The organism is Rossellomorea vietnamensis, assembly GCF_008180415.1.
GTDB classification, from domain to species: Bacteria; Bacillota; Bacilli; order Bacillales; family Bacillaceae_B; genus Rossellomorea; species Rossellomorea vietnamensis_C.
In genome coordinates, this window is record NZ_VTEI01000003.1 from 106,989 (window position 1) to 129,894 (window position 22,906).

Here is a 22,906-nt window from a genome sequence, read left to right on the forward strand (position 1 = left end):
AATTTGTTTTCATGTATAAAGGCTCATTCTCTAGTTCTTAGCTTCTCCCATCTAGAGGATCAAGAAAGTGCTAAGAGACTGGCTTACGGAATTTACTCATCATAAATATTTTCCATTGTAGCACAGCAGATAAGTTCTCTCCTATATCGAAGAGCTATTTCAAATGTGTAAGAGGAAAACTGGCGTATTATCTGATAAAGTATACCTAGATAGTGAAATAGGAACAGTTTAAGAAAGGATTTTTCCCATAGATTGTTGCTTTCGGATATCCCCGGATAGTAAAGGATTTCTCTCTAAGCGGGGGAAGCAGCTCTTTTCTTTTCATGATTACCAGGTTATTAAGGTAAATTATGATTCGTTTTTTTTGAAATTAGTATCAAATAGCAACAAAGTTTACGAAAAGAACCTTAAGAAAAGAGGAATAAAGATGCCGCTAAAGAAAAACAATCCTTCTAATTGGAATCGTTTCATGCGTTTACTAAAAATCGGTAAGCCTTCAAAGTGGATTTTCACGGGAGCACTAGTACTAAGTTTATTTGAAACTGCAGCCTCCCTGGTAGTCCCTCTTTTTACCAAGTCATTGGTAGACCAAATATCAGGAGCCGGAATTGAAATGAGTCTCATTTTTCTACTTCTGGCAGCATTCATAGTACAGGCAGTCACCGGTGGATTCTCCCATTATCTTATGACATATATTGGGGAGACCTTTGTGGCAAAAATACGGGAAACCTTATGGAATCATGTCCTGGAACTTCCCATCTCTTTCTTTGATTCACACCAATCAGGAGAGACCATGAGCAGAATCACCCAGGATACTAATACGGTAAAGACGCTTATCACCAACCACTTGGTGACACTTGTATCAGGTGTCATTACCATTATTGGCTCTATTATCATCCTTCTGACGATCGATTGGAGCATGACTGTCATTATGTTTGTTGCAGTGCCGGTCTCATTGTTGATCATGATGCCTTTAGGGAAGAAAATGCATACCATTTCACGCCAGACACAAGATGAAATGGCGGATTTCAGTGGAAATCTGGGCAGGGTGCTGTCCGAGATCAGACTCGTTAAATCTTATAATGGACAGCCTGCTGAAAGGCAAAATGGCCAAAAGGGAATACAAAATTTGTTTAAGTTTGGGTTAAAGGAAGCGAAGATCCAGGCTGTGGTCTCTCCTTTTATGACGACGATTATGATGGTGGTACTTGTCGTCATCATCGGGTATGGAGGAGCAAGAGTTTCTGCAGGAGCGCTGTCAGCTGGATCCCTGGTAGCTATCATCATCTACATGTTCCAAATCATCGTCCCCTTCACCCAGCTTGCCACCTTTTTTACTGCTTTTCAAAAAGCGGCAGGAGCTACTGATCGTATCCAGGACCTCCTGGATGTTAAAACTGAGGGAAAAAAAGAGACGGCCCAAAGGAACTTTTCAGATGAGAGCCTCATCTTTCAAGATGTCTCCTTCGGTTACAATAATAAGAAAAGAATCATAGACTTCTTGTCCTTTGAAATAACCAGAGGAAAAACAGCTGCGTTTGTCGGTCCCAGCGGCGGAGGAAAAACGACCATTTTTTCTTTAATTGAACGATTCTATCCCCTGGACAGCGGAGATATAAGGTTGGGGAATACCTCCATTGGGAACATACCTTTACAAGAATGGCGAAAATCAATTGGTTATGTTTCCCAAGAAAGCCCCATCATGTCCGGTACGATTCACGATAACATATGCTATGGATTACAAAGGGTAGTCAAAGAGGAAGAAGTGATTGAAGCGGCGAGGCAGGCAAATGCTTATGACTTCATTGTCAGCCTTTCAGAAGGTTTTCAAACTCAGGTAGGTGAACGAGGTGTAAAGCTCTCTGGCGGACAAAGACAAAGAATTGCTATTGCAAGGGCATTGCTGAGGAATCCGAAGATACTGCTTCTCGATGAAGCAACATCCAACCTTGACAGCGAATCAGAACTGCTTGTACAAAACGCTTTAAAGAATCTGATGAAGGGAAGGACTACCCTCATTATAGCGCATCGCTTATCTACAGTGGTAGAAGCAGATACTATTTTTGTCATTGAAAATGGATCTATTTCCGGAAGCGGAACGCATCAGGAACTTCTGCTATCAAATCAATTGTATAAAAAGCTTGTCCAGCAGCAGCTTACCGCTGAAAAGTAAAATAGAACAGTAGAGCCGCCCATTCTGTATAGTCGTCATACAGAATGGGCGGCTCTACCGATTTTCTTTAGTGCTGGCTCTTTTCACCAGGGACATCCAAAAGCAACAATATATACAAAGCATCCTATGTTTCAGACATCGTCCATTAATTCAGGGAAAGGATTTTGTATATCTTCATGGTCTTTATCTCCGACGCAGAGAATCCCTATTTAACACTCTGCTCGACCCAGCCAAATTAGGATAACCTTCACCAGAAAGTCACTGCAAAAGATAACCTATTCTTTATTTTTTAAAGTAATGCTTGACATCAATATTACGTTTTTCCATTTCCGTCAGAATGGTTCTGTTTATGATTTCAAGGGTTTTGACTCTTGCATGCCTTTTATCTTCCCCTTCAATAATATGCCACGGGGCGTTTTCCTTGTCTGTTTCCTGAATCATCTCGTCTACCGCTTCTTTATAGAGATCCCATTTTTCTCTATTCCGCCAGTCTTCCTCTGTCAGTTTCCAGGATTTCATAGGATCATTTTGGCGGTCATTGAATCTGTTCAGCTGTTCTTCTTTAGAAATATGAAACCAAAATTTAAGCACGATGAAATTTTCACCAGTCAGGATTCTTTCAAAGTCATTTATTTCTCCATAAGCCCTTCTCCACTCTGATTCGTCGGCAAACCCTTCCACTCTTTCAACAAGCACCCTTCCGTACCAGGAGCGGTCAAAGATCCCCAGCTTCCCGTATTTTGGCATCCTATTCCAAAATCTTTGGAGATAGTGATATTGCTTTTGTTCAAGCGTGGGTGCTGCGGTAGAGTGCACTTCAAAGCCACGAGGATCAATATTCTGGGTCGTTCTTTTGATCGCTCCCCCTTTTCCTGCAGCATCCCATCCTTCAAACACAAGGATACAGCCAATTTTTTCATCCATGAGAGCTCTTTGTAACCCCAGCAAAATTAATTGCTGCTTCTTTAATCTCTTTTCATATTCTTTTTTATCATCTATTTTTTTTGTCAAGTCTACTGAATCCAACATACACTTACCCTCCTTGAAATATTGTATGTATTGAAACCAATCTTATATCCATTTATCCTTTGCAAAGAGTTTTAAACTTATATACTAATCTAGACCCTGCAGGCGATAAGCTTTTTAGTGAATTAGGAAAACGCCATAATCCTGCCCCTTCATAAAAAAACAGTCCTGCAGGAGGACTGTTTTTTCAGATCATTAAATCCATGACCAACCGCGTCGTTTATCGTCTCTTCTGTCATCCTGGCCGCCGACATCATCTCTGTCTCGTTTGTGTCTTCTTCCTTCATCAGCACCTGCAACATCATCATAATGGCGTTTTCTTTTGTCGTTTTCATCCAAAATGATAACCTCGTTAGCACGAATAAGGACTTTGTCAGCATTTATTACACGTCTTTTTTCTTCAGACATCCCTTTACCCTCCTTTTCACAACCCTTGAATCCTTTTCTTGCAAAAGGGTTGGTTTACTATAGGGTATGAAATAAAGTTTCAAAGGAATGGACATCTATCTCAACAATTGATAAATAGGCGAATTCTCTTTGTGCATTGCATTTTTCGTAAACTTTGTATCTGTTTGTTACTAAATCCAAAGAACAACCTTACTTCAATGGAATAACCTGGTTAGCTTAAAAAGAAAGGCTGTTTTTGCAAAGATTGTGGCTATTTAAAAAGTAACGGATTTCCACTCCAGGCGCGCGACTCCGCGGGGCGGGCGTTGAGCCTCCTCGGCTTCGCCTGTATAAAAGTGGAAGCGCCCTGATCAGTCCCGACAGGCAAATGTTCCGGAGAGAAAAAAAGGCGGTTTTTCCTTTTATTCTCTCCGGGTTATTTGACCCCGAGGGGCTAGGCGCTGGAACTAGACGACCGCTAGTCCCGCAGGAGGTCGCACGCCTTACGCTCCAATCCTTCCACGTAAAAAGGAGGAGGAGATAAAATAGCATTTAAAAGCAACAATATTTTAGAAAGGCATTATTATCATATATTGTTGCTTTCAAATAATCTCGGATACTAAGAGTTTTAACTCTTTTCGGTGTTACTAGATCTCACCCTCTTAGTATAGTTAATTTTCGGAATTAGTATCAAATAGCAACAAAGTTTACGAAAAGAGCTAAAAGAAAAGAGCTCTCCCCTATTAGAGAGAACCCTTAGTATCCGGGATATCCTGCAACTGCAATGTATGTGAAAACAGCCTTATGCTTTTGTCGTGTTAAAGTTGAACCTCCCTCCTCGATGTCACCTTAACTACATCCTGCAAGGTTGAAAAAGAAGGTTTAAAAAAAGCTGTTGACCCTATAAGGCTAACAGCTTTCCCTACTTCGTTTTTACATGACAGAAACTGGGTCCTTAGGTTTTCTCACTAAGGCCATAATACCTGCAATCAGGAAAAGGATTCCTGGGAGGAAACCAGCACCTACCGTACCAAGCCCGACTACTAAAGCACCCAGGATAAACAGAATTCCTGCTATAACAGGTTTCTTGTTCCCTTTAATAAGAAGAACAGCAACCAAGCCAAGTATCGAGCTGATCAAGCCCAGACCTATCAAGAACGGACCAATCGATTCCATTGACTGAAGGATAACATTTGTTTCTTCAGCGGTAAAAGTTGGATCCTGGCTGAACTCCTCCTCCACCATCTCCTGCATGGCTCCGCTGTTTGCATTTAAAACAAAGCCCATTACGGCAAACAATGCACTCAGTATAATCCCAATAACTCCCATAACTATTTCGCCTGTACGTTTTACCAATTTAATCTCCTCCTGAACATTTAATTATGCACTACAAGTATTTACGAACAAACTCAATAAAAGATTCATCTTTTCTTATTGAATGAATCTTTTTTTCATTTCAGGGGATGGAAGCATACAACTATCTCTCTTTCCGAACCAGTTATATCGATTTCGGGCAATAAGGTCATATACTTTATCTCTTATGACAGGAGGAATAATAATAAAGATAAAGAAGGCCTTCCAAACACCCGTGAGTTTCTTGCCCACCCTCAGAGCTGCAGAAGATTTCATATAACATTCGTCTTGTTCTATCAAGACGATGCTATCTGTTTTAGGATCAACCTTATATTTCTCCAGTAACGTTTGTCCGGCTTCGCTTTGTAAGGAAGCAAATTTAAAATAAGCATGTTTATCCCTTTTTATCACGAATTGAACGATATGATTGCAGAGATTGCAAACACCATCAAATAGAATGATAGCTCCCATAATATCACTTTCCTTTCCTGCAACTCTATAATATCATTTTCCATGAAAGTTATGGTAATGTTTTCATATTACCTTTCAATATGCTTAGAGTTATAGTTTTTTATGATTTCGCTGCGTATCAGAAGATTTCCTCCTATTCAAAGGAGTTTATGGACTGCTATGGACTTATATCAATATTGGCTTTCCATTAAATTAGAGGTACATTATAAAAGAAGATTTGAAAGACTATTTGGCCCCCTCGTTTTTTTCTGACCTGGTTCATCCAGGTCAGCTTTTTTTGACTGTGCAGTAACTTGATACATAATTTGAGGTTTCCTCTCCATCCTAGAAAATGGAGGTGAATTTATATGGAAAAAGATACAGATAAAAAACAGCGAGACCCGAACTTTGACAGCCTGGATGACAGGCTGATTGCTTCAAGACCATCAAGCCCTTCTCTTGTTATCAAAACCAATCTCGATCAGCAAAACACAGAAGAGTTAAATCCGTATTATCAAAAAGAAAACCAGAAAGATCCAGAGAAATTCCAAAACTTCTTTAAAGAATGATACCCTGCGCTTTGTAACTCGTAATTTAAGACCGGTCATTTCACAGAAGAAATGGCCGGTCTTTTATATTTCATTTTATAGTGTGAGATGATATATTTCGGGTAATAGGTTATAATAGAATCGCTTTAGTAATCTTCTCAGAACAGATATAGATCAACTATTGTAATCTATGAAAATATATAGTCCATGTTTTCATCATCGATTGTGAGGTTGCATTAAAATGTTACATTATCGAACATATGTTAAAGATACTTCTTGGCCTTGGGTCACCTTTATCCATGGTGCCGGGGGGAGTTCCAGTATCTGGTTTAAACAAATTAAAGATTTCAAAAAAGAATTTAATGTATTATTAATTGATCTAAGAGGCCATGGAAGTTCCCAGGCTTCTTGGAAAAAAGGTGACTCCTTTGTCAATGTGGCTGAGGAAGTCATCGATGTTCTCGACTATCTAAAGATAAAGTCATCCCACTTTATAGGAATATCACTCGGTACGATTGTAGTACAGACTCTTGCAGGAAAACATCCTGAACGGCTTTCTTCCATGATACTAGCAGGAGCCATCATAAAGTTGAACCTTAGGACAAAATTTTTGCTGGCCGTCGGGAATGCATTTAAGTTTCTTATTCCCTATATGTGGCTCTACAAATTATTTGCCTGGATTATCATGCCTCAGCCAAGGCATGTAGAATCCAGATACACCTTCGTAAAGCAGGCTAGAAAAATGTGCCAAAAAGAATTCATACGCTGGTTAGGGTTGACAAAATCCATCAATCCATACCTGAAAAATCTGCAAATTGATTCCCAGGGTATTCCTACTCTCTTTGTGATGGGTGAGGAAGACCACTTGTTCCTGGCCCCAGTGAAACAGCTGGTGGAAAAGCAAAAAGAGCTTGATTTACACCTAATAGAGGATTCCGGGCATGTATGCAATATCGATCAGCCGGATAAGTTCAACTCGATCACACTGAAATATTTAAGGAAATTGAACCCAGTACCTGTTTCCATGTTCTTACCATTATCCGTCTTTCTATAAGACGGATTTTTTTATGCCGATAACTCTCGAAAGAAGACCTGCATACAGAGGAGTTCCCTGATAGAAGCTGTCCTATTTAAACAATACAGCGGATATAATAAAAACTTTCAGCACCCACTACCCCAAAAGATCCGATTTATAACCTTAGTAATATGGGTAGAGTGTTATGAACCACTTAAAACGCTTAAGCATGTTAAATAGGATAACGATTCGCTTGCCAAGCGCTGGAATTAGCATTCGATAACATAGAAAGCAGGTGAGATCATGATTGTTATGGGAATCGATTTGTCAGGCCCCTCTAATCCAAAAGATACGGTAATTTCAATATTCGAAAAAGTCAATGGCTCTTTAAGATTTCGGCAGTTGATTTCAGGAGCTACTGATGAAGTCATCATCTCCCAAATTAAAAGAGAAATTGAAAATGATTCTGTGTTTGTAGGCATAGATTCCCCTCTATCTTACCAGGACGGCGGCGGCGACCGAAAAGCAGACAAAAGCCTTCGCGCCTATATAAAAAGTCTTGGCATGAATACTTCTTCTGTCATGTCACCCACCATGAACCGAATGGCTTATCTCACGCTGAGGGGAATTGCCCTGACACGTTCGATTGACTCTCTTAATACAGACAGACCAATAAAGGTTGTGGAAGTTCATCCAGGTGCAGTAATGGGTTCGAGAATCCCCAAGGAACTGCTTCCTCACCTGCTCAACTACAAAAGAAGCGAAGACTCTCAAAATCAGATCTTTCATTTTCTTCAGTCCACAGATTTGAATGAACTGCCTAATGAGGCAGGATCCTCTACACATGCAATAGATGCTTGTGCCGCTGCTTTAGGAGCGTGGCATTGGGGAGATCCTTACCTTGAACCGAACTGGTGCGAAAAAGCAGTGCCTCCTCACCACCCCTTTGACTTCTGCTGTTAATGATCGACAGCCAAAAACCCAGGCTGAAACCTTTCAGCCTGGGTTTTGATTATTAATGTAAGGCTCTTTTTGTAAACTTCATTGATATTTGGATACTAATTCAAAAAAACTAATCATTATTCATCTAACTAACTTGGTGATCACGAAGAAAAGAGCTACTTTCCCCGATTAGAGAGAAATCTCTTAGTATCCGGGGATATCCGAAAGCAACCATCGATGCGAAAACAGCCTAATGAAAAAAGCTCTCGACATGCAGACCATTTTCCTTTAAAGCCTGTTTCAAGCTGCTGTATGATGGATATTCTTTAAAATCAATACCTAGGTGGACCGCGGTCATCGCCAATTCAGGACGAATGCCCGAAAGAAAGGCCTCGACGCCTATCAATTTCAGACTGGAGATCATTTGAAAGATTTGGTTGGCAATCATCGTGTCTATTATTCCCACTCCGGATATGTCGATAAACAACTTGGTGATATTATATTTCGTGCATTGCTCCAAAACTGAATCTGCAAGGCCTTCTCCAATCGTTATATTTAAATTTCCTAAAAGAGGAAAGATGGCAGCTGATTCAGTGACGGGAATCACAGGGGAAATGATTGCTTTAATCAGATTTTCCTGCTTTGATAAAGAGTCCTTTGTTTTCGCATGGTAAAGCTCGGTAAATTTCTCAATGACTGTATCAAACCCTGAATTTAATTCTCTGCTCCATTCTAAGATCTGAGGTACTTCTGTATGGTTTTCATGAATGAACTTTTCAATAAAACTCCAAAAGATTTTCCGAAATATACCGAACTGCTGAACAATTTCATTAATCGATGTCCCCAGCTCAACTCGCTCATGAGCTATTTTTTCTGCCCATCTGTCTACTCTTTCGCTAAAGTTATCTTTACATATTTATACATACGCAAGGCTCTCAATGAATTCTGAATTCTGGCTTCTAAGCTTGCTTTCTATTTCTGAGGAGGTATTTTTAGCGTAAACTGAAAAACCAGCACAGTGTTTACGGCAATCGAGCCAGGCATCCGTCATTTTATGGTCATTATCGATAATATATTGAAAAAGCAACCTATTATTTTTTTCCTGCATCAAGGGGTTCACCTCATCATAAATATACTTTTATTTTATAAAGCTCTAATATTTTTAGCAATATTTAAACTGTTTTAGATGAAGCCATTTACAGTAAATACTACAGAGCTCTTTAGCGGAAGGATTGTATATTCCTTCTAAAAGGGTTCTAAACCTGCCTTCCACATTACATTTCTGGTTCTTTTCACCTTCTAAATGGCTTTAAATACACCAGGAAGCCCTGCCTCTCTTCTTAAATTTATACTAATTCCTTCATCTACTTCACGTCCTCTAATGAGTACTAATAAGACATTGACTGTTATAAAGTGAAGATTTAATGAAATCTTTAGAAAGAAGGGATTTATCCCATCACAATATACTATAATAAAAAACAAGTATCTATATTGGAGGAACTACTATGTTAAAAACAGATATTGGTCGATTTAGGTTAATGGGATTTATAGAAGGAGCATCCCTGTTGGTTTTATTATTCATTGCAATGCCGCTTAAGTACATAGCAGACATCCCTGAAGCTGTGTCGGTTGTCGGGGCACTGCATGGTTTCTTCTTCATTCTATATTTGCTGGTCATCGGATATACGACAATCAAGGTACGCTGGGCATTTAAATGGATCTTCGGCTCTATTCTAGTCGCCTTTGTTCCGTTCGGTAACCTGATGCTTGACAGCAGGTTGAAAAAGACAAATTTTACGGTATAGGCAGGGCACATTCATACATGAAAATTTAAAGCAGCAATTCTTTTGCTGCTTTTTTATTGTACTGGAAGTTATAGGTTTTACCTCTAAACTTTCAACTGTGTTCCCTGCGTCAGCTTCATAGCCCAGCGTCTCGTTGAAAAATAACCTCAAGTGATTCAAAAGAAAGGCCGGCTTTTTCTATAAGGCTCTTTTCGTAAACTTTGTTGCTATTTAATATGAATTTCATTATATAACACTATAATTAACCAATATTACCCCTGGTAAGCAAGAAAGAAAAGAGCTGCTCCCCGGGTTAAGAGAGGAAAACCTTAGTATTCGGAGAAATCTGAAAGCAACAATTTATGCGGAAACTGCCTCCTCTAAGGACCTTTTGCCTTTACGAGCCGAACAGAGTGCTTCTGCTCTTGTTCTTAAAGGAAATTCTTCTTCTATTTTTTCTATCCTTACTATATGAGTCTATTCCTATCTCTTTCATACTGCATATATTATCAGTAGGTTTAAGAAAGGAGTGATAGAAATGGCTGCAAACCTGACAGATCCATGTGAGAGATGTAGTGAAGACAGTTTGCTGTGCTTGTCTGTTCCCGGCTCGCTATGTCTGCAAATTCTGGGACTTCAATTGACCGCAAATAACTTGCTGCTTGAATTGGAACCAGATGCCGACCTTGGAGGAATTTCTGAATTGTTAGGACAATTATTCGGAGGCTCCGCTGAAGTGTTATCTTCAGAGAAGTAATCTCTTAAAAAAAAACCCTTCTCTTAAATTTTTCGAGAAGGGCTTTCTTTTAATATGATTTTGAACTTTTTCTTTTATTTCTATACTTTTTATAAAGTGGATATACTATTGGCCCCCATTTGACAAGGGATTTAATAATTCGCTTCATGCCAATACCTCCCTATGAAATCTACTAGTAGTGTTTTTCCCTGAAATACAAATTTGTAAACTATTAGACTCAGCCCCTTCTCCTGACCAATACCTAGTCAAGAAGAAACTACACTTGTGGGTATTCAGTTCTTTTACTAATTTTGTTCTTAACCTGAAAACAGGTAACTTAAAGATGATGGCTGTATTCGCATACATTGTTGCTTTCGGATATCCCCGTATACCAAGGGTTTTCTCTCAAATCTGAAAGAGCAGCTCTTTTCTTTTCCTGGTTACGAGGATATTTCGGTGAATTATGGTTATTTATTTCGGAATTAGTTTGAAATAGCAACAAAGTTCACGAAAAGAGCCATAATGATAAATCAGTCTATAGGATCTGCCTTCTTCCCATATTTAATTACCTCGTAAATGGCAAGTCCGTCACTTGGCTGCCCTTCACCTGTCTTGAATGGAAACAGAGAGAAAAAGATGAAATAGACAGAGAAATAAACGAACTGGTAAAAGAAAATATGGACAGGCAGCGTACCTTGATAAATCAAAAAGTTGATTAGCAGGATGACTGCAAGGTTAGATAAACTGCCGGATATATAGATAAATATATGAACCCATACTTTATCGTATTTAAGCCTTTCATATTGGCACCAGCCATCCATGAAATATAATCTCTTTACCTCCAGCGGGCCTATCTTGAACAAAGTTTTCCCTGCACCCAACGTAAAATTAATTTTGGCACCAAATGCTCTTGCGGCCAGTACGTGTCCCGCCTCATGGACCAAAGTCACCAAAGGCAATGTCAAAAAGAACGCAAGAAAGAAGGTCCACATATCACTCAATGTAAACATTCATGAAACCCCCGTTTTTAATATTTCCTCTGTCTATTGCCGGAACTCTTACGCTTTAACCGTATTCTCGTTGTATTTAATAGACTCGTAACACAGAGTACATGGATGTATTAAAGGATGGAGATTTTGGTGCAGTAAAGCTATCCAGTTTAACAGCCTCAGAAAACAAAAGTCTCCTTATGAAAATCCTGTCCGAACCACCTTCTTAACTATTGATGCAGCGTACCATGCATCCTTGCATAAATCAATTCCACAATAACAAAGAAAGAGCCCTATTAGAGGAGAGCACTGAAAATCTACCGAATTTTATAGTCTACTTGCTTTAACCTCAGATAAAGTCAACTATCCTTCCTTAAAGAGGAAGAAAGGTTGACTTTTTTCTTGTTCTCTATCCTGCATCAGCGTTAGAATCCTTTGGTATTTTTTATTTGTCAGCCACCGCTGGAAGGATAGAAGGGTGCTAATTAAAGGCAGTGACCGGTGGTGCTTAAGTATGTAGTTCAGTGTTTTGGATAGTAAATAGAGGAAAGAGATTCCCTTATTTCTTACAGAACTCTAAGAAAAGCTAAAATAGGGGAATAAATTTCCCTTAATTATCTTAATACGCTAGAAAAATTGTGCTTTTATCATATAAGGGAAAAAAGTTCCCTTATTTACGGCTGTGTACCCAATTAAGGAAATGACTGGACAATTTCTCTCTAAAGCCCATTACATTAATCATCCAACCAAGCGGATCGGGCCTCCTCAACAAAAAACCAGCACTCTTTCATAAAGCTTTTATGAAAAAGGCAGAATCGCTCTTGGAAGTGAGCGATTCTGCCTTTAAACTAATTGTTGGACTTTTTCAGTGGCCTCTATTAGAGGGGATCTTCCGGTTAATCGCAAAAGTATTTATTCTTGGTTCCGCTACTGAAGTTTCTTGTATTCCTTGATGAATAAAGCTGGATTTTGTTTCACATAAAATGTGTGTACCCCCTGATGAGTATGTAAATAAAGAAAACCATTTCCTTCATTTAATGACTTATAAGAGATATCATAGACATCTTTCAGCCAAAAAGATTTCAGCGAGCATGCTATGCATTCGCCATAAAGTAATAGCTCATGTTCTGATTCATGTGATGCCTGGACGTTACTTTCAATTTTCCTGGTGACGACATAATATGGATGACTAGCAATTACGTTCATTGTGAGTCATCACTGGGAAACTTGATACCAATCTGCCTTCTCGCCTCTTCCAGAATTTCCATTGTATTTAAAGACTGCTGGAAGGATTGTTTTGCGGATTCTCTTTCACCTTTCACTATGGAATCGACAAACTCACTGATTTCATAAAACATAGTATTTCCTTTTTGAGCAGCACTTATATCTTCAATGGAACCATCTCTATAATGTATTTCTACCTTTTGAGGATCAGAAATACTGTCTATCACGATACTCCCATCCTCTCCCTGTATTTCTGAAGGGATGGCAGAATTAGTAATCTTGGAATACATCGCCACTGCTTCCATTTCTTCATACTTAAAGAGGATGGTCCCTTCGCCATCAGCACCCGTTTCTAATAACATACCCTGTGCAAAGATGCTTTCAGGAAGTCCGAATAAGGTGATGATTGGCACAACACAGTATATACCTATATCCATCAATGACCCATTTGCCAGTTGCGGTTTAAAGGCATTGAGGACGGTTCCATTCCGATAGGCATCATATCGGGAGGAATATTGATTTTTAACAGACACAAATCTTCTTACCTTGCCGATTTTGGGCAGGTTATCTCTGATTGCCTGAAACCCTGGAATAAAGGTAGTTTTCAGAGCTTCCATTAACAATACATCATTTTCCTTTGCCGCCTCGATCATTTTTTGAAGTTCTTTAGTATTGCTGGCAGCAGGCTTTTCGCACAGAACATGTTTTCCACCATTCATAAAGAGGATGGATTGCTCAGCGTGCAGAATATTGGGACTTGCTATGTAAACCGCATCGATACTGCTGCTCTTGGCCATTTCCTCTAAATCAGTAAATGTCTGCTTCACTCCATGCTTACCTGCAAATTCTTTGGCGCGTTCCTCCGTCCTGGAATATACCGCTTTGAGTTCAAATCCATCTACTCCTCCTGCAGCATCCAGAAACCGATCAGTAATCCAGTTGGTACCAATAACTCCAAAACGAATCATAGTAAAACCCTCTCTATTCTCTTATTAGTGATTAATACTCATACTTTATCACTTTTTACGAGCAGGGTGAAATTATTCAGGTTGACAGGGAAATAACTTTTACTAATTTTTACTGACATCCTCTCATATATTAAATCGATATCATTTAGACAGGTCTGATTCCTTCCTTTACTTCTTCCAGGGTCATTTTGAAAATGGGAATTTTTAGTCATTAGGATAGCGATTTCGAAAAAATCTAAAGGAGTGTCATATTAGATGAATAGAGAAGGTTTTGAGGAAAAGGCTCTTTATGAGCACCGTTTCTGGCTTCAAATACTTGGAGACCATGCCCGGTTTATTCGTGATACCTTATCCCCCCTTGAGAAAGAGGAGATAAACAGGGCAGAACAATTCATCGTTAACATGGATCAGCTCCTTGAAATGTCAAGGCAGCCTCTCTCAGGACAAAAACTGGAGGATTTGACTTCAATGGCTGCAAAGCAAACGGAAAAATTGAGAACCTTTAAACTTTCGCTTGTAAGAAAAAAATTAACTGGAAAAGTCGTCCTCGGTCTTGGTGAAACATTCATTAATCATATGGTCAATGAATTAGAAGAATATATTAAAATTCTTGATCACCTGTTGAAAAACGAAGAAGTGCCTGACTTTCATCCCGTTCATCACCACCTCCTCTGGCTGGCTGATGCAGCGGGACATGCGGGCGCAATTAATGACAGTCTTGACCTTAGTGAGAAAAAACTGAAAGAACAAGGGACGGAATTTAAAAAAGACTTTGAAGCTTTTTACTTAAAGGCCATTGAACTAGCAGGCTATATGAGAACTGGTTTACTCGAATTCCCTGCCTTAACGAAGTTCAATGAAGATGTAGAATTGGAAATGAAGATTTTCAAAAGCTTCCTCGATGAGTTGGAAGAATGGGAAATGAACAATAAGCTTCTTGGGTCCTTTTCAGCATTAATGGCTGATCATATGGGAAGGGAAGAATGCTACTATCTTATCAAACTATATGAATCCGCAGGCACACAGCTGCCGGAGTGCGACCCAACAGCTCCCCGTGTAAAAGCTTAAGTACTTCACCACTTTTAAGCACGAAAAGGGCAGTTCTTTTTCGTGCTTTAAAGTGATAAAATAACAAGTCTCTACTCGGTGACTTGGGCTTCCCTTACTTTGTACAACGGATGATTCTTACTCCCAGCAGGTCTTTGTATTCCGCTAAATATCCTTCGTGTCTATCAAGCATTTCATGAATCTCTTCGGGAATCTCTTCTGATAAATTAAATTCTATAACAGGTTCTGGAGACAACAGTGGAAAATCCGGTCTTTCTATTTCCACTTTCTTGAATCCTGCCTCTTCCGCACACTTCCTCCATGCCTCTTCTTTAAGCAGCTGCTTCACCCCGTAAAATCCTGTCAGGATTTCCATATCTTCACTAGAAATTTCCCGCTCAACCGTCATTTCGACAGCGATGAAGACACCCCCTGCCTTCATGACCCTATTCGCTTCCAATAGAACCGCTTCCTTATCAACAAAGGACAAAACAGATTCACAAATAACGAAATCAAACTCTTGATCCTTTAATGGCATATTCTCTGCAGATCCTGAGATAAGTTCTACCTCAGCATCTTCAGTCCTCATTCTCTTTTGTGCTTTTTCCAGCATAACTGGATGATTCTCCAATCCCACCACTCTGCTGCCAAACATTTCTTTCAAAAACGCTGCAGTCTGCCCGGTACCACAACCGATATCCAGCACTGACATATCTTCTGAAATAGTTTCGCGGTACATCAACTCTTTGGTTAATAAAATTCCTCCTGGATGTGCTCCTCCAATTCCATACAACGCCAAGAAATCAAGATAACTGCCCATTTCTCAAACCCCTTTTCCCCGATAATGTCTTATCAACACTTAACCTTCTGTATGAGTTAAAGCATCCGTCACTTTCCCTTTCTCTAATTATCTAATGAAAAGAAGAGAAAATAGGTGAATGTACAAGCAACCTTTCTATCGTGGAATAAGTTGATACTATACTAACTGAATTTGAGAGGAGAAGAGAATTATGAATTATTACAATCTATGCTGCCGTTACCATGGGAAGGTCGTCAGAATCAATGATCGTTTTGGGAGAAATCATATTGGGGAAATCACGCGGGTTACCGACAGTAAAGTTTATATCCGTCCTGTCAGGGCGAATCAAGGATATGGCTACCTAGGGTGGGGTTATGGCTATGGTGGGTACGGATACGGAATCGCTTTAGGAGCGATTACAGGGTTAGCACTTGCTGCATTCTTTTGGTAAAACGGTATAAAGGAGCCGGAGCATCATGCCATGTTTTATTAAAAACGTATATATTAAAGAAGTAAGCGGCGGAGAAGTAACCTTCGGTGCTCCACTCTATCAGTCACCCATCTCAAGTACTAAAAGTATAACAGGATCCGGTTCAGGAAATACAGGACCATTTCAAATAACAAACACAGGATTTTCTGTCACCTCTGCAATTCCACTTGAAATACCCTGAATGAACTTTGCAGCTATTTAATATTAATTTCGTAAGATAACACCATAAACCACCCTAAAGATCCTGATAAGCAAGAAAGAAAAGGGCTGCTCCCTTGTATTAAAGAGGAAAAACTTAGTACCCGAAGAATTTCCAGCTCTTGCGATGTTTATGAAAGCAGCAATTTATGCAAAAATCCTAGAAAAGAGGGTTTCAGAATAAATTAACGAGAATATTGAGACTACACAAAAAGCAAGGTGTTTGGTATTTAACACCTTGTTTTTTTACATATTTGACGCTTATAGTGATACCAAAGGAAAAGACAAATCATTACCAAGTATGGATATAAACCAAATAGATTAATATGATACCGGTATCTGCCAGAACATGACTGAGGATAGGTGCAGCAAGCGAACCAGATTTATATCTAAAGATCCCCCAGATGATCCCTGCCAGAAAAATCGGGATGACAGCAAGTACATTGAATGGCCAATGAAACAGCTCTATAAGTGAAAGCAAATGATACAAGCTGTAAAAAAAAGAAGAAATGATAATGGCATTTCCAGCTGATGTCGACATTTTCAACTCTTCAAAAATAAAATTCCGCCAATAATTTTCTTCCAGATAAGGGTTTAATACTAATAGAACAGCAATTAAAACCCATATCATCTTTCCATCAAAATTCCATTTCTTCAATAGTAAACGAATAAGTTCCAGATCAATCAGGAATGAGAAAAAATAGGAAACAGCGGCAAAGATAATCACCAGTACAAGGGTTCCACTACCCATTCCCAGCATTAGTGAGCGGGAGGTTATACTAAATTTCCATTGAGAATGGTTTTGCTTCTTCCAGCTGGAATAGACTGGGATTAGAAGAAGCCATCCGTAGAATAACGCAAAAGTTAAAGGTACATTCCCAATAAGGGTCAGCCCAATGAAAATCATGATGGTTGGACCCATCAGCAATAGAGTTTTACTCATTTTACACCTCAAAAACAGTTAATATGTACTATTCTTATCATGGTAATATAGGCATTGACCACTGGGGACCATGCACACACCATTAGTTTTTAATTAGATCAATCATCCCTTGAAGATTTGCGCGATCTAAAAAGGATCTTTTCTTTATGTTGGCTGTGATTTAATAGCTTTCATGAGCTGCTCTCCTTTTTCAAAGCCATCAAGCACCTCATTGGGGGAGTTCCCGAAAGCAACATTCTTGGTAATAGCTGCAAAAAGGATAGAATCCTATGGATTCTATCCTTGGCTTTCCGTATTAATCCAGTATCAATCTTCCGGATGCTTCGGCTTATCCGGATCCTTTTGCGGATCGATTTCCTGATTGCTTTCCTTTTTTTCTTCCTGTTCTAAAGAGAGGTTATCTTTTTCTTCTTGTTCTTTGCTCATTATGAATTCCTCCTTTAAGTTACGTTCAATAAATCTTTTCCCGTTCCGAATTTTAATCAAACAGGATTTCTTCAGGTTTTTTCACTTTCTCTGATCAGAATGAGTGATCCAAAAAGATTTTTCTGAAATTGAAGAAAAATTCGGCATAATTTTCCCCTTTTAGGTTCATCATGATACAAACCCTGAAAAGAATAAATGTATTTTAACTCTAAAGGAAAACTTCCCATTCCTTTTGCAGCTATTTAGAAATGTATGTATTCCCTGTGATCCAATAGCGATAAGGATAATCACGTGCTTCCCCGGAATTGCCAATTCCGATTCTTGTACCTGTTTCTATACTAACCGGCTTATACCCTTCTGCAATATATAAAGGACCTTGATGAAAGAATCCGCCATAGTCTGCCATGGTGATTCCCATGGCTTTTGTCAATTTTCCCGGTCCATTTGTCAGCTCTTTTCCCTTCTTTGGTCTTCTTTCCATCATATAATCGATGCCATCCTTCGGCTCAACCGCCCTGATCAGAATTGCCTCCGGTTTTCCCACCGGCCCGCTCACCACATTTACCAGACAATGAGTGTGCATCACATAGGTATACACCCTTCCCGCCTCAGCATACATAATTTCCGTTCTTTTGGTCCGTCGATTATTAAAGCTATGAGCCGCTCTGTCCTCCGGTCCCATATAGGCCTCTGTTTCCACTATATATCCAGAAGTTATTCCTTCTTCTGTCTCTTTGATAAGCAGACAGCCGAGCAAGTTTTCAGCTAATTGAAGTGTGGGTGCCTCATAAAAGCTTTGGGGGAGGATTGTATAGGATGTTGAGTCAAACATTTCAGCCTCTCCTTTCTATGCGTGAATGAATACTAATATTTTGAAGAAAATAGTATTTACCAAAGTTCTTCATTAGGATGTGCTTAACATGAATCTGCAGTCGGGAAAGCTATATTGGCCCTCTACCTTCTTGAATGCCCCTTCGTACCCGGTACTTCAAGAAAATATAAAATGTGATGTATTGATTATTGGCGGAGGCAGTTCCGGTGCTCAATGTGCCTACTTCCTTTCCGAATCGGGGCTTGATGTTACAGTAGTCGATAAACGGAAAATAGGCTATGGCAGTACAGCAGCTAACACTGCCCTCATCCAGTACATGGGCGATAAAATGGTCCACGAACTAGTCAATTCTTTTGGGGAAACAAAAGCCATGCAGCATTTAATTTTATGCAGGCAAGGGATGAGTGAAATTAAAAAAGCGGCTGAATCACTCGATATAGATGTCGAATTTCACGAGAGAGACACTCTTTACTACGCAAGTACAAAAGAAGATCTCCCCAAACTCAAAAAAGACTTTCAACTTCTAAAAAAACATGGTTTCCCTGTGGAGTATCTTGAAGAAGAAGAGATAGCACGCAGCTATTCCTTTTCCAAATTGGCAGCAATCTATGGAGAAAAGGATGCTGAGTTGAATCCTTTTAAATTCACTCATGGATTACTGAAAAAAGGGAAGAAAAACGGAACAAGAATATTTGAAGAAACCCATATTACCGGGCAAAAAGTGACAGAGAAGGAAAGTGTTTACTATACTGACAACTCCTCTTCCATCACAGCTCAATATGTAATTGTTGCAGGTGGCTATGAATCCCTGGAATTTAAAAAGGAAAAAAACGCGGTGTTGAACTCTTCCTATAGCATTGTCACAAATGCTGTAGAGGATTTCAGCGGATGGCACAAACGCTCCCTCATATGGGAAACAGCCAGGCCTTATATCTATATGCGTACCACAGCTGACAATCGAATAATCATTGGAGGATTGGATGAGAATACCGATATAGCTGCCGAAAGAGACGGGAAAATTCTCAACAAGAGGGATAGACTTATCCAAGAGTTCAATAAGCTTTTTCCTCATATTAAGATCACTCCTGAATTTTACCTGGGTGCATTTTATGGAGGAACTCACGATGGCCTTCCCATGCTGGGTATATATGAGAGCAAACCAAACCACTTTTACTTAATGGGATACGGAGATAACGGGACTGTATATAATATGGTCCTGGCTAAAATCATCAGGGATTTGATCGTAAAGGGCAGTTCAGAAGATCATAAAATCTATCTTAAGACATAAGTCCGCATTTCTAGGCACCAAGCTTTTACTTACATGAAGAAAACTTAAGTTGCAAAATATAGCAGGATGGACATCAACATTGAACAACTTGTTGAAGAGAAGCCTGATTCGAAAATCACCAAGAAGCAAGTGAATGGTTCAGAAATCGGTTTCAAGGCCAGTTTATCTTTAAAGAAAAGGATACGTTGAATGTATGGGATCCCTACTTACTTTTACCATATAATTAAAGATGTTAATAGTTATAACCATTACATGAATGCTCTCTCGCAAGATGAAAGTGAAATAGAAGCAGCCCAGTCCTTCTACAGCTATACGACTGTTTTAATAACCGATGAAGCTGATGTGGAGATATCTTTATAACATCGTTTTAAGTTAAGAACCAGCTTCCTTCAAGTATTGGAGGTAAAATGAAAACTCCAATGAATCAAACAGACTCAAGTCATTCCCTTAATTTTTTGGGGACTGTTTTCAACCAGTTCCTATTTTATCCCAAATAGATCGTAGTAAGTTTTTGCTGTGCTGCCTTTTCCCCGCATTCTTCTACTAAATAAGCAAAAGCATGCCGGCGTGAAGAAACTGCCTTTGCAAGATTGCCATCGATAAAGTGCAGGGCTGCACCATCATCCGCTGCGTATCCTGCTTTCAATTTCGAACGTTCTATCATGCTGGACGCCTTTCCAATTCCCCATCATAATGGGGGCAGTGACTTCCTTTTAAAAAAGCCAGACCATTAATTGGTTCCAACCCTTCTCCAAAGGAATCTGTGACTCCTTCTTCAAACCAGCATATGGAACCCGCACTCAGCCCCGTAAGTATAATTCCGGAAGACAAAGCCTCTTTCAGAATAGTGTCTAATCCCCATTCCCGCCAGAGTGCCAATAAATTTTTGGTATTTCCTCCTCCAACGTAAATGATATCCTGACTTAAGAGGAAACTTTTGATATCTCGGGTGTGAGGCTTAAAAAGCGATAAGTGTGATGGTGTACAATCGAGTTTTTGAAAAAATTGATAAAATCTATCTATGTATCCTTCAGCATCACCGCTAGCTGTTGCAAGAAAGCAAATGTTAGGTATCTTCACCGATGCTTGTTCCAAAATGTATGTATCAAGGAGGCTGTTTTCTGGTTCCATCGAAAACCCACCGCCCCCAAGCGCAATAATTTGCTGCATGCTAAACCTGCCTTCCACTGATCAATTAAAGAAGCTGTTATCGCATATATAGTTGGTTTCGGACTTTTCGGTGTTACCACTTTTCACCCCTCTTAATATGATTACTTTTTCGGGATTAGTGTCGAATAGCAACAAAGTTTACGAAAAGAACCTAATTCAAATACTTGGGATCTGTTTCAATATGCCTTAACAGATCAAGTTCTGGGTGTTTCTTATCCAATTGATAGATATATTTCAGAAAGTCTTCACTGCCAAGAGTGTAAGCTACCTCAGGAAATAGTTCACTGATGAGAAGCAGTTCTTTGCGGCTTCCTTGTTCCAAAAACTGAATCGTCTTTTCCTCATCTTGAAGAAGCAAATCCAGCAGTCTTTGCAGATATTCTTCCATACGAGGATCTTCATCGTCCATTAAGGCAAGCTTTCCCAGAACACTCCTTACCTGTTCATTAAACATTCTTCTCCCTCCAATATAATAGACTCCGGTGCTTTAATAAATTTCAGGCTGTATTTGCTGCTTTCTGATAATTCTTGTTACTAAGGTTTTCTCCTTGAACAGAGAGAGAGCTTCCCTTTTCTTATTGTGTGGCAGAAAACACCCATTCATTTCATTCGTTATATGATTACATAGCGGCATAACGTAACTAATTATATCCTCCAGGCTCAGGTATATCCAGAGCCTTGTTAAACGTTCTCGATTCTAAATAGAGACTTATACACAGAATCGAGTTGGACTATAAGCTGCTTACTCCATATTCGTCAATTCATCAATAAAATGCTTCAATATTTTAGCTGTCAATCCCCATATAACCTTATCCTCATAGAAATAGAAATACTCGTCGATCTTTCTTGTCTGCCAGTTATAATTCTCCCCTCCGGCGATTAAATCAAGTGGGAAATCCTCTTCTGGTTCAATTGTGAAGCCTACTTTATATACTTTAGGGTCTGTATCGATGAAAAATGACAAGGGAACTGTAAAAGTTTCAGCTACCTCATCTGCATTCGGTTTGATTATGGCCTTCTCGTCCAGTATTCCAACATAAGGAAAGATGAAAGTGCCAAACGAGGATACAATGTAATCCATCGGGTAGATGCCAGATAAGTTTCCTTCCTCGATCCCTAGTTCTTCACAAGTTTCCCTGATGGCTGTTTGCTTTTCTGTGTCATCACTCTCATCGACTTTTCCTCCTGGAAAACATATATCGCCAGGCTGACGCCTCAACTGCTCAGACCTCACTTCAAACAAGATATGAATTTCATCATTGATTTCTATTAAAGGCAGAAGCACAGAAAATCGGTAATACTGTCCGCTGCCCAAAATGGTTGGTGTCCGATTATTAAATCTTAGTTGAATATCTTCTATGTTCATCATTTCCCCCCCTATCCTTTACCTTACCCTTTTTTTCCGTTGTAGCAACTGGTTATTGCTAATTCCCTTTGTGGCATTGCTTCTTGATCGTGAAGGGAACTCATTTTTCTTCTGATAGCACCAAGACTATTGCCTAAACCCTATGTAGTGAATGCCTATCAAGCACAATAATCAAGCTCTCCCACTCTAAGTAATTCTTGTTAACACTTGTATATCCTCCTTTTTCCTGCAAATCGCCCTGGACATATCAACAAGGTTTAACCTCATTAAAAATCAGCTATAGTAAAAGGAAGGAAAGAAGAAAAGGAAAGGGCTGATAAATTTGATAATGGAATTTGAAATCACGACGACAAGCAGAGATGAAATAGTGGATATTACCGCAAGGATACAAACGTGGATATCTGAAACAGGGGTAAAAGAAGGATCATTGATCGTTCAGTCCATGCACACAACAGCCGGAATAACCGTAAATGAAAATGCCGACCCTGATGTTAAAACAGACTTTTTAATGAGACTGGATGAAACCTATCCATGGAATCATATTAAAGATCTTCATAGGGAAGGAAACACTGCAGCTCACTTAAAAACCAGCACGGTCGGCCATTCACAGACATTCATCATTTCAAAAGGCAAAATCCTTTTGGGTACATGGCAGGGAATCTACTTTTGCGAATTCGACGGACCGAGAACAAGAAGGTGTGTTTGCAAGCTGACTGAATAGGCGAGCGGAAAAAGTATAATCTCCTCCCCTT

The 22,906-nt window shown here is 39.4% G+C and carries 27 protein-coding genes and 1 pseudogene; 13 read left to right on the top strand and 15 right to left on the bottom strand.

Features of this window, described 5'->3' with window-relative positions; translation table 11 throughout:
* The first annotated feature begins 427 nt into the window (after positions 1 to 427).
* Positions 428 to 2,173, top strand: coding sequence for an ABC transporter ATP-binding protein (locus FZC78_RS06815; RefSeq protein WP_148938912.1), 1,746 nt, complete (start codon positions 428 to 430; stop codon positions 2,171 to 2,173).
* A gap of 282 nt (positions 2,174 to 2,455) precedes the next feature.
* Here the strand turns inward: FZC78_RS06815 and FZC78_RS06820 are convergent, their stop codons facing one another.
* From FZC78_RS06820 to FZC78_RS06840, 4 genes are all read right to left on the bottom strand, one after another.
* Entirely contained in the window at positions 2,456 to 3,202 is a 747-nt protein-coding gene (locus FZC78_RS06820; RefSeq protein WP_148938913.1) for a UDP-galactose-lipid carrier transferase, read from the bottom strand.
* Between the two features lie 192 nt (positions 3,203 to 3,394).
* Complete coding sequence (locus FZC78_RS06825) at positions 3,395 to 3,607, bottom strand: hypothetical protein (protein WP_148938914.1); 213 nt, start codon at positions 3,605 to 3,607, stop codon at positions 3,395 to 3,397.
* Between the two features lie 912 nt (positions 3,608 to 4,519).
* Positions 4,520 to 4,942 (bottom strand): DUF4064 domain-containing protein, encoded by a 423-nt coding sequence (locus FZC78_RS06835; protein ID WP_252183535.1) that lies wholly within the window; start codon positions 4,940 to 4,942, stop codon positions 4,520 to 4,522.
* A 75-nt stretch (positions 4,943 to 5,017) separates the two neighbouring features.
* Complete coding sequence (locus FZC78_RS06840; protein ID WP_148938915.1) at positions 5,018 to 5,410, bottom strand: thiol-disulfide oxidoreductase DCC family protein; 393 nt, start codon at positions 5,408 to 5,410, stop codon at positions 5,018 to 5,020.
* Between the two features lie 347 nt (positions 5,411 to 5,757).
* Here FZC78_RS06840 and FZC78_RS06845 point away from each other — a divergent pair, with 347 nt between their 5' ends.
* From FZC78_RS06845 to FZC78_RS06855, 3 genes are all read left to right on the top strand, one after another.
* Positions 5,758 to 5,958 carry a hypothetical protein gene (locus FZC78_RS06845; RefSeq protein WP_148938916.1) on the top strand — a complete coding sequence of 67 codons (201 nt, stop codon included), beginning with the start codon at positions 5,758 to 5,760 and terminating at the stop codon, positions 5,956 to 5,958.
* A 220-nt stretch (positions 5,959 to 6,178) separates the two neighbouring features.
* Positions 6,179 to 6,991, top strand: a complete 813-nt coding sequence (locus FZC78_RS06850; RefSeq protein ID WP_148938917.1) for an alpha/beta fold hydrolase — start codon at positions 6,179 to 6,181, stop codon at positions 6,989 to 6,991.
* A 264-nt stretch (positions 6,992 to 7,255) separates the two neighbouring features.
* On the top strand, positions 7,256 to 7,915 hold the full coding sequence (locus FZC78_RS06855; protein ID WP_148938918.1) for a DUF429 domain-containing protein: 660 nt from the start codon (positions 7,256 to 7,258) through the stop codon (positions 7,913 to 7,915).
* Between the two features lie 229 nt (positions 7,916 to 8,144).
* Here FZC78_RS06855 and FZC78_RS23520 read toward each other — a convergent pair whose 3' ends face one another.
* Complete coding sequence (locus FZC78_RS23520; RefSeq protein WP_187444832.1) at positions 8,145 to 8,501, bottom strand: STAS domain-containing protein; 357 nt, start codon at positions 8,499 to 8,501, stop codon at positions 8,145 to 8,147.
* 898 nt (positions 8,502 to 9,399) lie between these two features.
* On the opposite strand from FZC78_RS23520, the gene FZC78_RS06865 reads away from it, so the two are divergent.
* Positions 9,400 to 9,699, top strand: a complete 300-nt coding sequence (locus tag FZC78_RS06865) for a DUF3817 domain-containing protein (RefSeq protein ID WP_148938920.1) — start codon at positions 9,400 to 9,402, stop codon at positions 9,697 to 9,699.
* Between the two features lie 517 nt (positions 9,700 to 10,216).
* A complete protein-coding gene (locus FZC78_RS06870) occupies positions 10,217 to 10,435 on the top strand; it encodes a hypothetical protein (RefSeq protein ID WP_148938921.1) in 219 nt (72 codons plus the stop codon).
* 509 nt (positions 10,436 to 10,944) lie between these two features.
* Here FZC78_RS06870 and FZC78_RS06875 read toward each other — a convergent pair.
* From FZC78_RS06875 to FZC78_RS06885, 3 genes are all read right to left on the bottom strand, one after another.
* Positions 10,945 to 11,424, bottom strand: coding sequence for a site-2 protease family protein (locus FZC78_RS06875; RefSeq protein WP_148938922.1), 480 nt, complete (start codon positions 11,422 to 11,424; stop codon positions 10,945 to 10,947).
* A gap of 906 nt (positions 11,425 to 12,330) precedes the next feature.
* Positions 12,331 to 12,609 (bottom strand): hypothetical protein, encoded by a 279-nt coding sequence (locus FZC78_RS06880; RefSeq protein ID WP_148938923.1) that lies wholly within the window; start codon positions 12,607 to 12,609, stop codon positions 12,331 to 12,333.
* Positions 12,606 to 13,595 (bottom strand): Gfo/Idh/MocA family protein, encoded by a 990-nt coding sequence (locus tag FZC78_RS06885; RefSeq protein ID WP_148938924.1) that lies wholly within the window; start codon positions 13,593 to 13,595, stop codon positions 12,606 to 12,608. Before FZC78_RS06885 ends, FZC78_RS06880 begins: the two co-directional genes overlap by 4 nt.
* A 255-nt stretch (positions 13,596 to 13,850) precedes the next feature.
* Between FZC78_RS06885 and FZC78_RS06890 the strand changes: the two genes are divergently transcribed.
* A complete protein-coding gene (locus tag FZC78_RS06890) occupies positions 13,851 to 14,663 on the top strand; it encodes a DUF2935 domain-containing protein (RefSeq protein ID WP_148938925.1) in 813 nt (270 codons plus the stop codon).
* Positions 14,664 to 14,757: 94 nt separating this feature from the next.
* On the opposite strand, the gene FZC78_RS06895 is transcribed toward FZC78_RS06890, so the two are convergent.
* Complete coding sequence (locus FZC78_RS06895) at positions 14,758 to 15,462, bottom strand: class I SAM-dependent methyltransferase (RefSeq protein ID WP_148938926.1); 705 nt, start codon at positions 15,460 to 15,462, stop codon at positions 14,758 to 14,760.
* A gap of 190 nt (positions 15,463 to 15,652) precedes the next feature.
* Between FZC78_RS06895 and FZC78_RS06900 the strand changes: the two genes are divergently transcribed.
* A complete protein-coding gene (locus FZC78_RS06900) occupies positions 15,653 to 15,892 on the top strand; it encodes a hypothetical protein (RefSeq protein ID WP_148938927.1) in 240 nt (79 codons plus the stop codon).
* Positions 15,893 to 15,917: 25 nt separating this feature from the next.
* A complete protein-coding gene (locus FZC78_RS06905) occupies positions 15,918 to 16,112 on the top strand; it encodes a spore germination protein (protein ID WP_148938928.1) in 195 nt (64 codons plus the stop codon).
* Positions 16,113 to 16,421: 309 nt separating this feature from the next.
* Here FZC78_RS06905 and FZC78_RS06910 read toward each other — a convergent pair whose 3' ends face one another.
* The 3 genes from FZC78_RS06910 to FZC78_RS06920 all read right to left on the bottom strand — a co-directional run bounded on the left by FZC78_RS06910 (position 16,422) and on the right by FZC78_RS06920 (position 18,330).
* Positions 16,422 to 17,072: a CPBP family intramembrane glutamic endopeptidase gene (locus tag FZC78_RS06910; protein ID WP_148938929.1), complete on the bottom strand. Its 651-nt coding sequence runs from the start codon at positions 17,070 to 17,072 to the stop codon at positions 16,422 to 16,424.
* Positions 17,073 to 17,378: 306 nt separating this feature from the next.
* Positions 17,379 to 17,498 carry a 3-methyladenine DNA glycosylase gene (locus FZC78_RS06915; RefSeq protein WP_113928572.1) on the bottom strand — a complete coding sequence of 40 codons (120 nt, stop codon included), beginning with the start codon at positions 17,496 to 17,498 and terminating at the stop codon, positions 17,379 to 17,381.
* Between the two features lie 238 nt (positions 17,499 to 17,736).
* Positions 17,737 to 18,330: a DNA-3-methyladenine glycosylase gene (locus FZC78_RS06920; protein WP_148938930.1), complete on the bottom strand. Its 594-nt coding sequence runs from the start codon at positions 18,328 to 18,330 to the stop codon at positions 17,737 to 17,739.
* 88 nt (positions 18,331 to 18,418) lie between these two features.
* Here FZC78_RS06920 and FZC78_RS06925 point away from each other — a divergent pair, with 88 nt between their 5' ends.
* From FZC78_RS06925 to FZC78_RS23525, 3 genes are all read left to right on the top strand, one after another.
* Positions 18,419 to 19,618: an NAD(P)/FAD-dependent oxidoreductase gene (locus FZC78_RS06925; protein ID WP_148938931.1), complete on the top strand. Its 1,200-nt coding sequence runs from the start codon at positions 18,419 to 18,421 to the stop codon at positions 19,616 to 19,618.
* A gap of 66 nt (positions 19,619 to 19,684) precedes the next feature.
* Positions 19,685 to 19,807: a hypothetical protein gene (locus tag FZC78_RS24525; protein ID WP_286365477.1), complete on the top strand. Its 123-nt coding sequence runs from the start codon at positions 19,685 to 19,687 to the stop codon at positions 19,805 to 19,807.
* The gene (locus FZC78_RS23525; protein ID WP_187444833.1) at positions 19,808 to 19,978 is read left to right on the top strand and encodes a hypothetical protein; all 171 of its coding nucleotides are present in this window, start codon (positions 19,808 to 19,810) and stop codon (positions 19,976 to 19,978) included. It abuts the gene before it with no gap.
* Between the two features lie 124 nt (positions 19,979 to 20,102).
* Here the strand turns inward: FZC78_RS23525 and FZC78_RS06930 are convergent.
* The 3 genes and pseudogenes from FZC78_RS06930 to FZC78_RS06940 form a co-directional block, all read right to left on the bottom strand.
* Positions 20,103 to 20,788 (bottom strand): annotated as a pseudogene (locus FZC78_RS06930) (Type 1 glutamine amidotransferase-like domain-containing protein).
* A gap of 151 nt (positions 20,789 to 20,939) precedes the next feature.
* Positions 20,940 to 21,242: a hypothetical protein gene (locus FZC78_RS06935; RefSeq protein ID WP_148938932.1), complete on the bottom strand. Its 303-nt coding sequence runs from the start codon at positions 21,240 to 21,242 to the stop codon at positions 20,940 to 20,942.
* Between the two features lie 288 nt (positions 21,243 to 21,530).
* A complete protein-coding gene (locus FZC78_RS06940; protein WP_148939499.1) occupies positions 21,531 to 22,154 on the bottom strand; it encodes an NUDIX hydrolase in 624 nt (207 codons plus the stop codon).
* A gap of 322 nt (positions 22,155 to 22,476) precedes the next feature.
* Here FZC78_RS06940 and FZC78_RS06945 point away from each other — a divergent pair, with 322 nt between their 5' ends.
* Positions 22,477 to 22,875: a secondary thiamine-phosphate synthase enzyme YjbQ gene (locus FZC78_RS06945; RefSeq protein WP_435874035.1), complete on the top strand. Its 399-nt coding sequence runs from the start codon at positions 22,477 to 22,479 to the stop codon at positions 22,873 to 22,875.
* The last annotated feature ends 31 nt before the right edge of the window (positions 22,876 to 22,906 follow it).

Coding starts and splice junctions, on each gene's coding strand:
- FZC78_RS06815 (WP_148938912.1), top strand. CDS start 428: ATGCCGCTAAAGAAAAACAATCCTTCTAATTGGAATCGTTTCATGCGT.
- FZC78_RS06820 (WP_148938913.1), bottom strand. CDS start 3,202: ATGTTGGATTCAGTAGACTTGACAAAAAAAATAGATGATAAAAAAGAA.
- FZC78_RS06825 (WP_148938914.1), bottom strand. CDS start 3,607: ATGTCTGAAGAAAAAAGACGTGTAATAAATGCTGACAAAGTCCTTATT.
- FZC78_RS06840 (WP_148938915.1), bottom strand. CDS start 5,410: ATGGGAGCTATCATTCTATTTGATGGTGTTTGCAATCTCTGCAATCAT.
- FZC78_RS06845 (WP_148938916.1), top strand. CDS start 5,758: ATGGAAAAAGATACAGATAAAAAACAGCGAGACCCGAACTTTGACAGC.
- FZC78_RS06850 (WP_148938917.1), top strand. CDS start 6,179: ATGTTACATTATCGAACATATGTTAAAGATACTTCTTGGCCTTGGGTC.
- FZC78_RS06855 (WP_148938918.1), top strand. CDS start 7,256: ATGATTGTTATGGGAATCGATTTGTCAGGCCCCTCTAATCCAAAAGAT.
- FZC78_RS06865 (WP_148938920.1), top strand. CDS start 9,400: ATGTTAAAAACAGATATTGGTCGATTTAGGTTAATGGGATTTATAGAA.
- FZC78_RS06870 (WP_148938921.1), top strand. CDS start 10,217: ATGGCTGCAAACCTGACAGATCCATGTGAGAGATGTAGTGAAGACAGT.
- FZC78_RS06875 (WP_148938922.1), bottom strand. CDS start 11,424: ATGTTTACATTGAGTGATATGTGGACCTTCTTTCTTGCGTTCTTTTTG.
- FZC78_RS06880 (WP_148938923.1), bottom strand. CDS start 12,609: ATGAACGTAATTGCTAGTCATCCATATTATGTCGTCACCAGGAAAATT.
- FZC78_RS06885 (WP_148938924.1), bottom strand. CDS start 13,595: ATGATTCGTTTTGGAGTTATTGGTACCAACTGGATTACTGATCGGTTT.
- FZC78_RS06890 (WP_148938925.1), top strand. CDS start 13,851: ATGAATAGAGAAGGTTTTGAGGAAAAGGCTCTTTATGAGCACCGTTTC.
- FZC78_RS06895 (WP_148938926.1), bottom strand. CDS start 15,462: ATGGGCAGTTATCTTGATTTCTTGGCGTTGTATGGAATTGGAGGAGCA.
- FZC78_RS06900 (WP_148938927.1), top strand. CDS start 15,653: ATGAATTATTACAATCTATGCTGCCGTTACCATGGGAAGGTCGTCAGA.
- FZC78_RS06905 (WP_148938928.1), top strand. CDS start 15,918: ATGCCATGTTTTATTAAAAACGTATATATTAAAGAAGTAAGCGGCGGA.
- FZC78_RS06910 (WP_148938929.1), bottom strand. CDS start 17,072: ATGAGTAAAACTCTATTGCTGATGGGTCCAACCATCATGATTTTCATT.
- FZC78_RS06915 (WP_113928572.1), bottom strand. CDS start 17,498: ATGAGCAAAGAACAAGAAGAAAAAGATAACCTCTCTTTAGAACAGGAA.
- FZC78_RS06920 (WP_148938930.1), bottom strand. CDS start 18,330: ATGTTTGACTCAACATCCTATACAATCCTCCCCCAAAGCTTTTATGAG.
- FZC78_RS06925 (WP_148938931.1), top strand. CDS start 18,419: ATGAATCTGCAGTCGGGAAAGCTATATTGGCCCTCTACCTTCTTGAAT.
- FZC78_RS24525 (WP_286365477.1), top strand. CDS start 19,685: ATGGACATCAACATTGAACAACTTGTTGAAGAGAAGCCTGATTCGAAA.
- FZC78_RS23525 (WP_187444833.1), top strand. CDS start 19,808: ATGTATGGGATCCCTACTTACTTTTACCATATAATTAAAGATGTTAAT.
- FZC78_RS06935 (WP_148938932.1), bottom strand. CDS start 21,242: ATGTTTAATGAACAGGTAAGGAGTGTTCTGGGAAAGCTTGCCTTAATG.
- FZC78_RS06940 (WP_148939499.1), bottom strand. CDS start 22,154: ATGAACATAGAAGATATTCAACTAAGATTTAATAATCGGACACCAACC.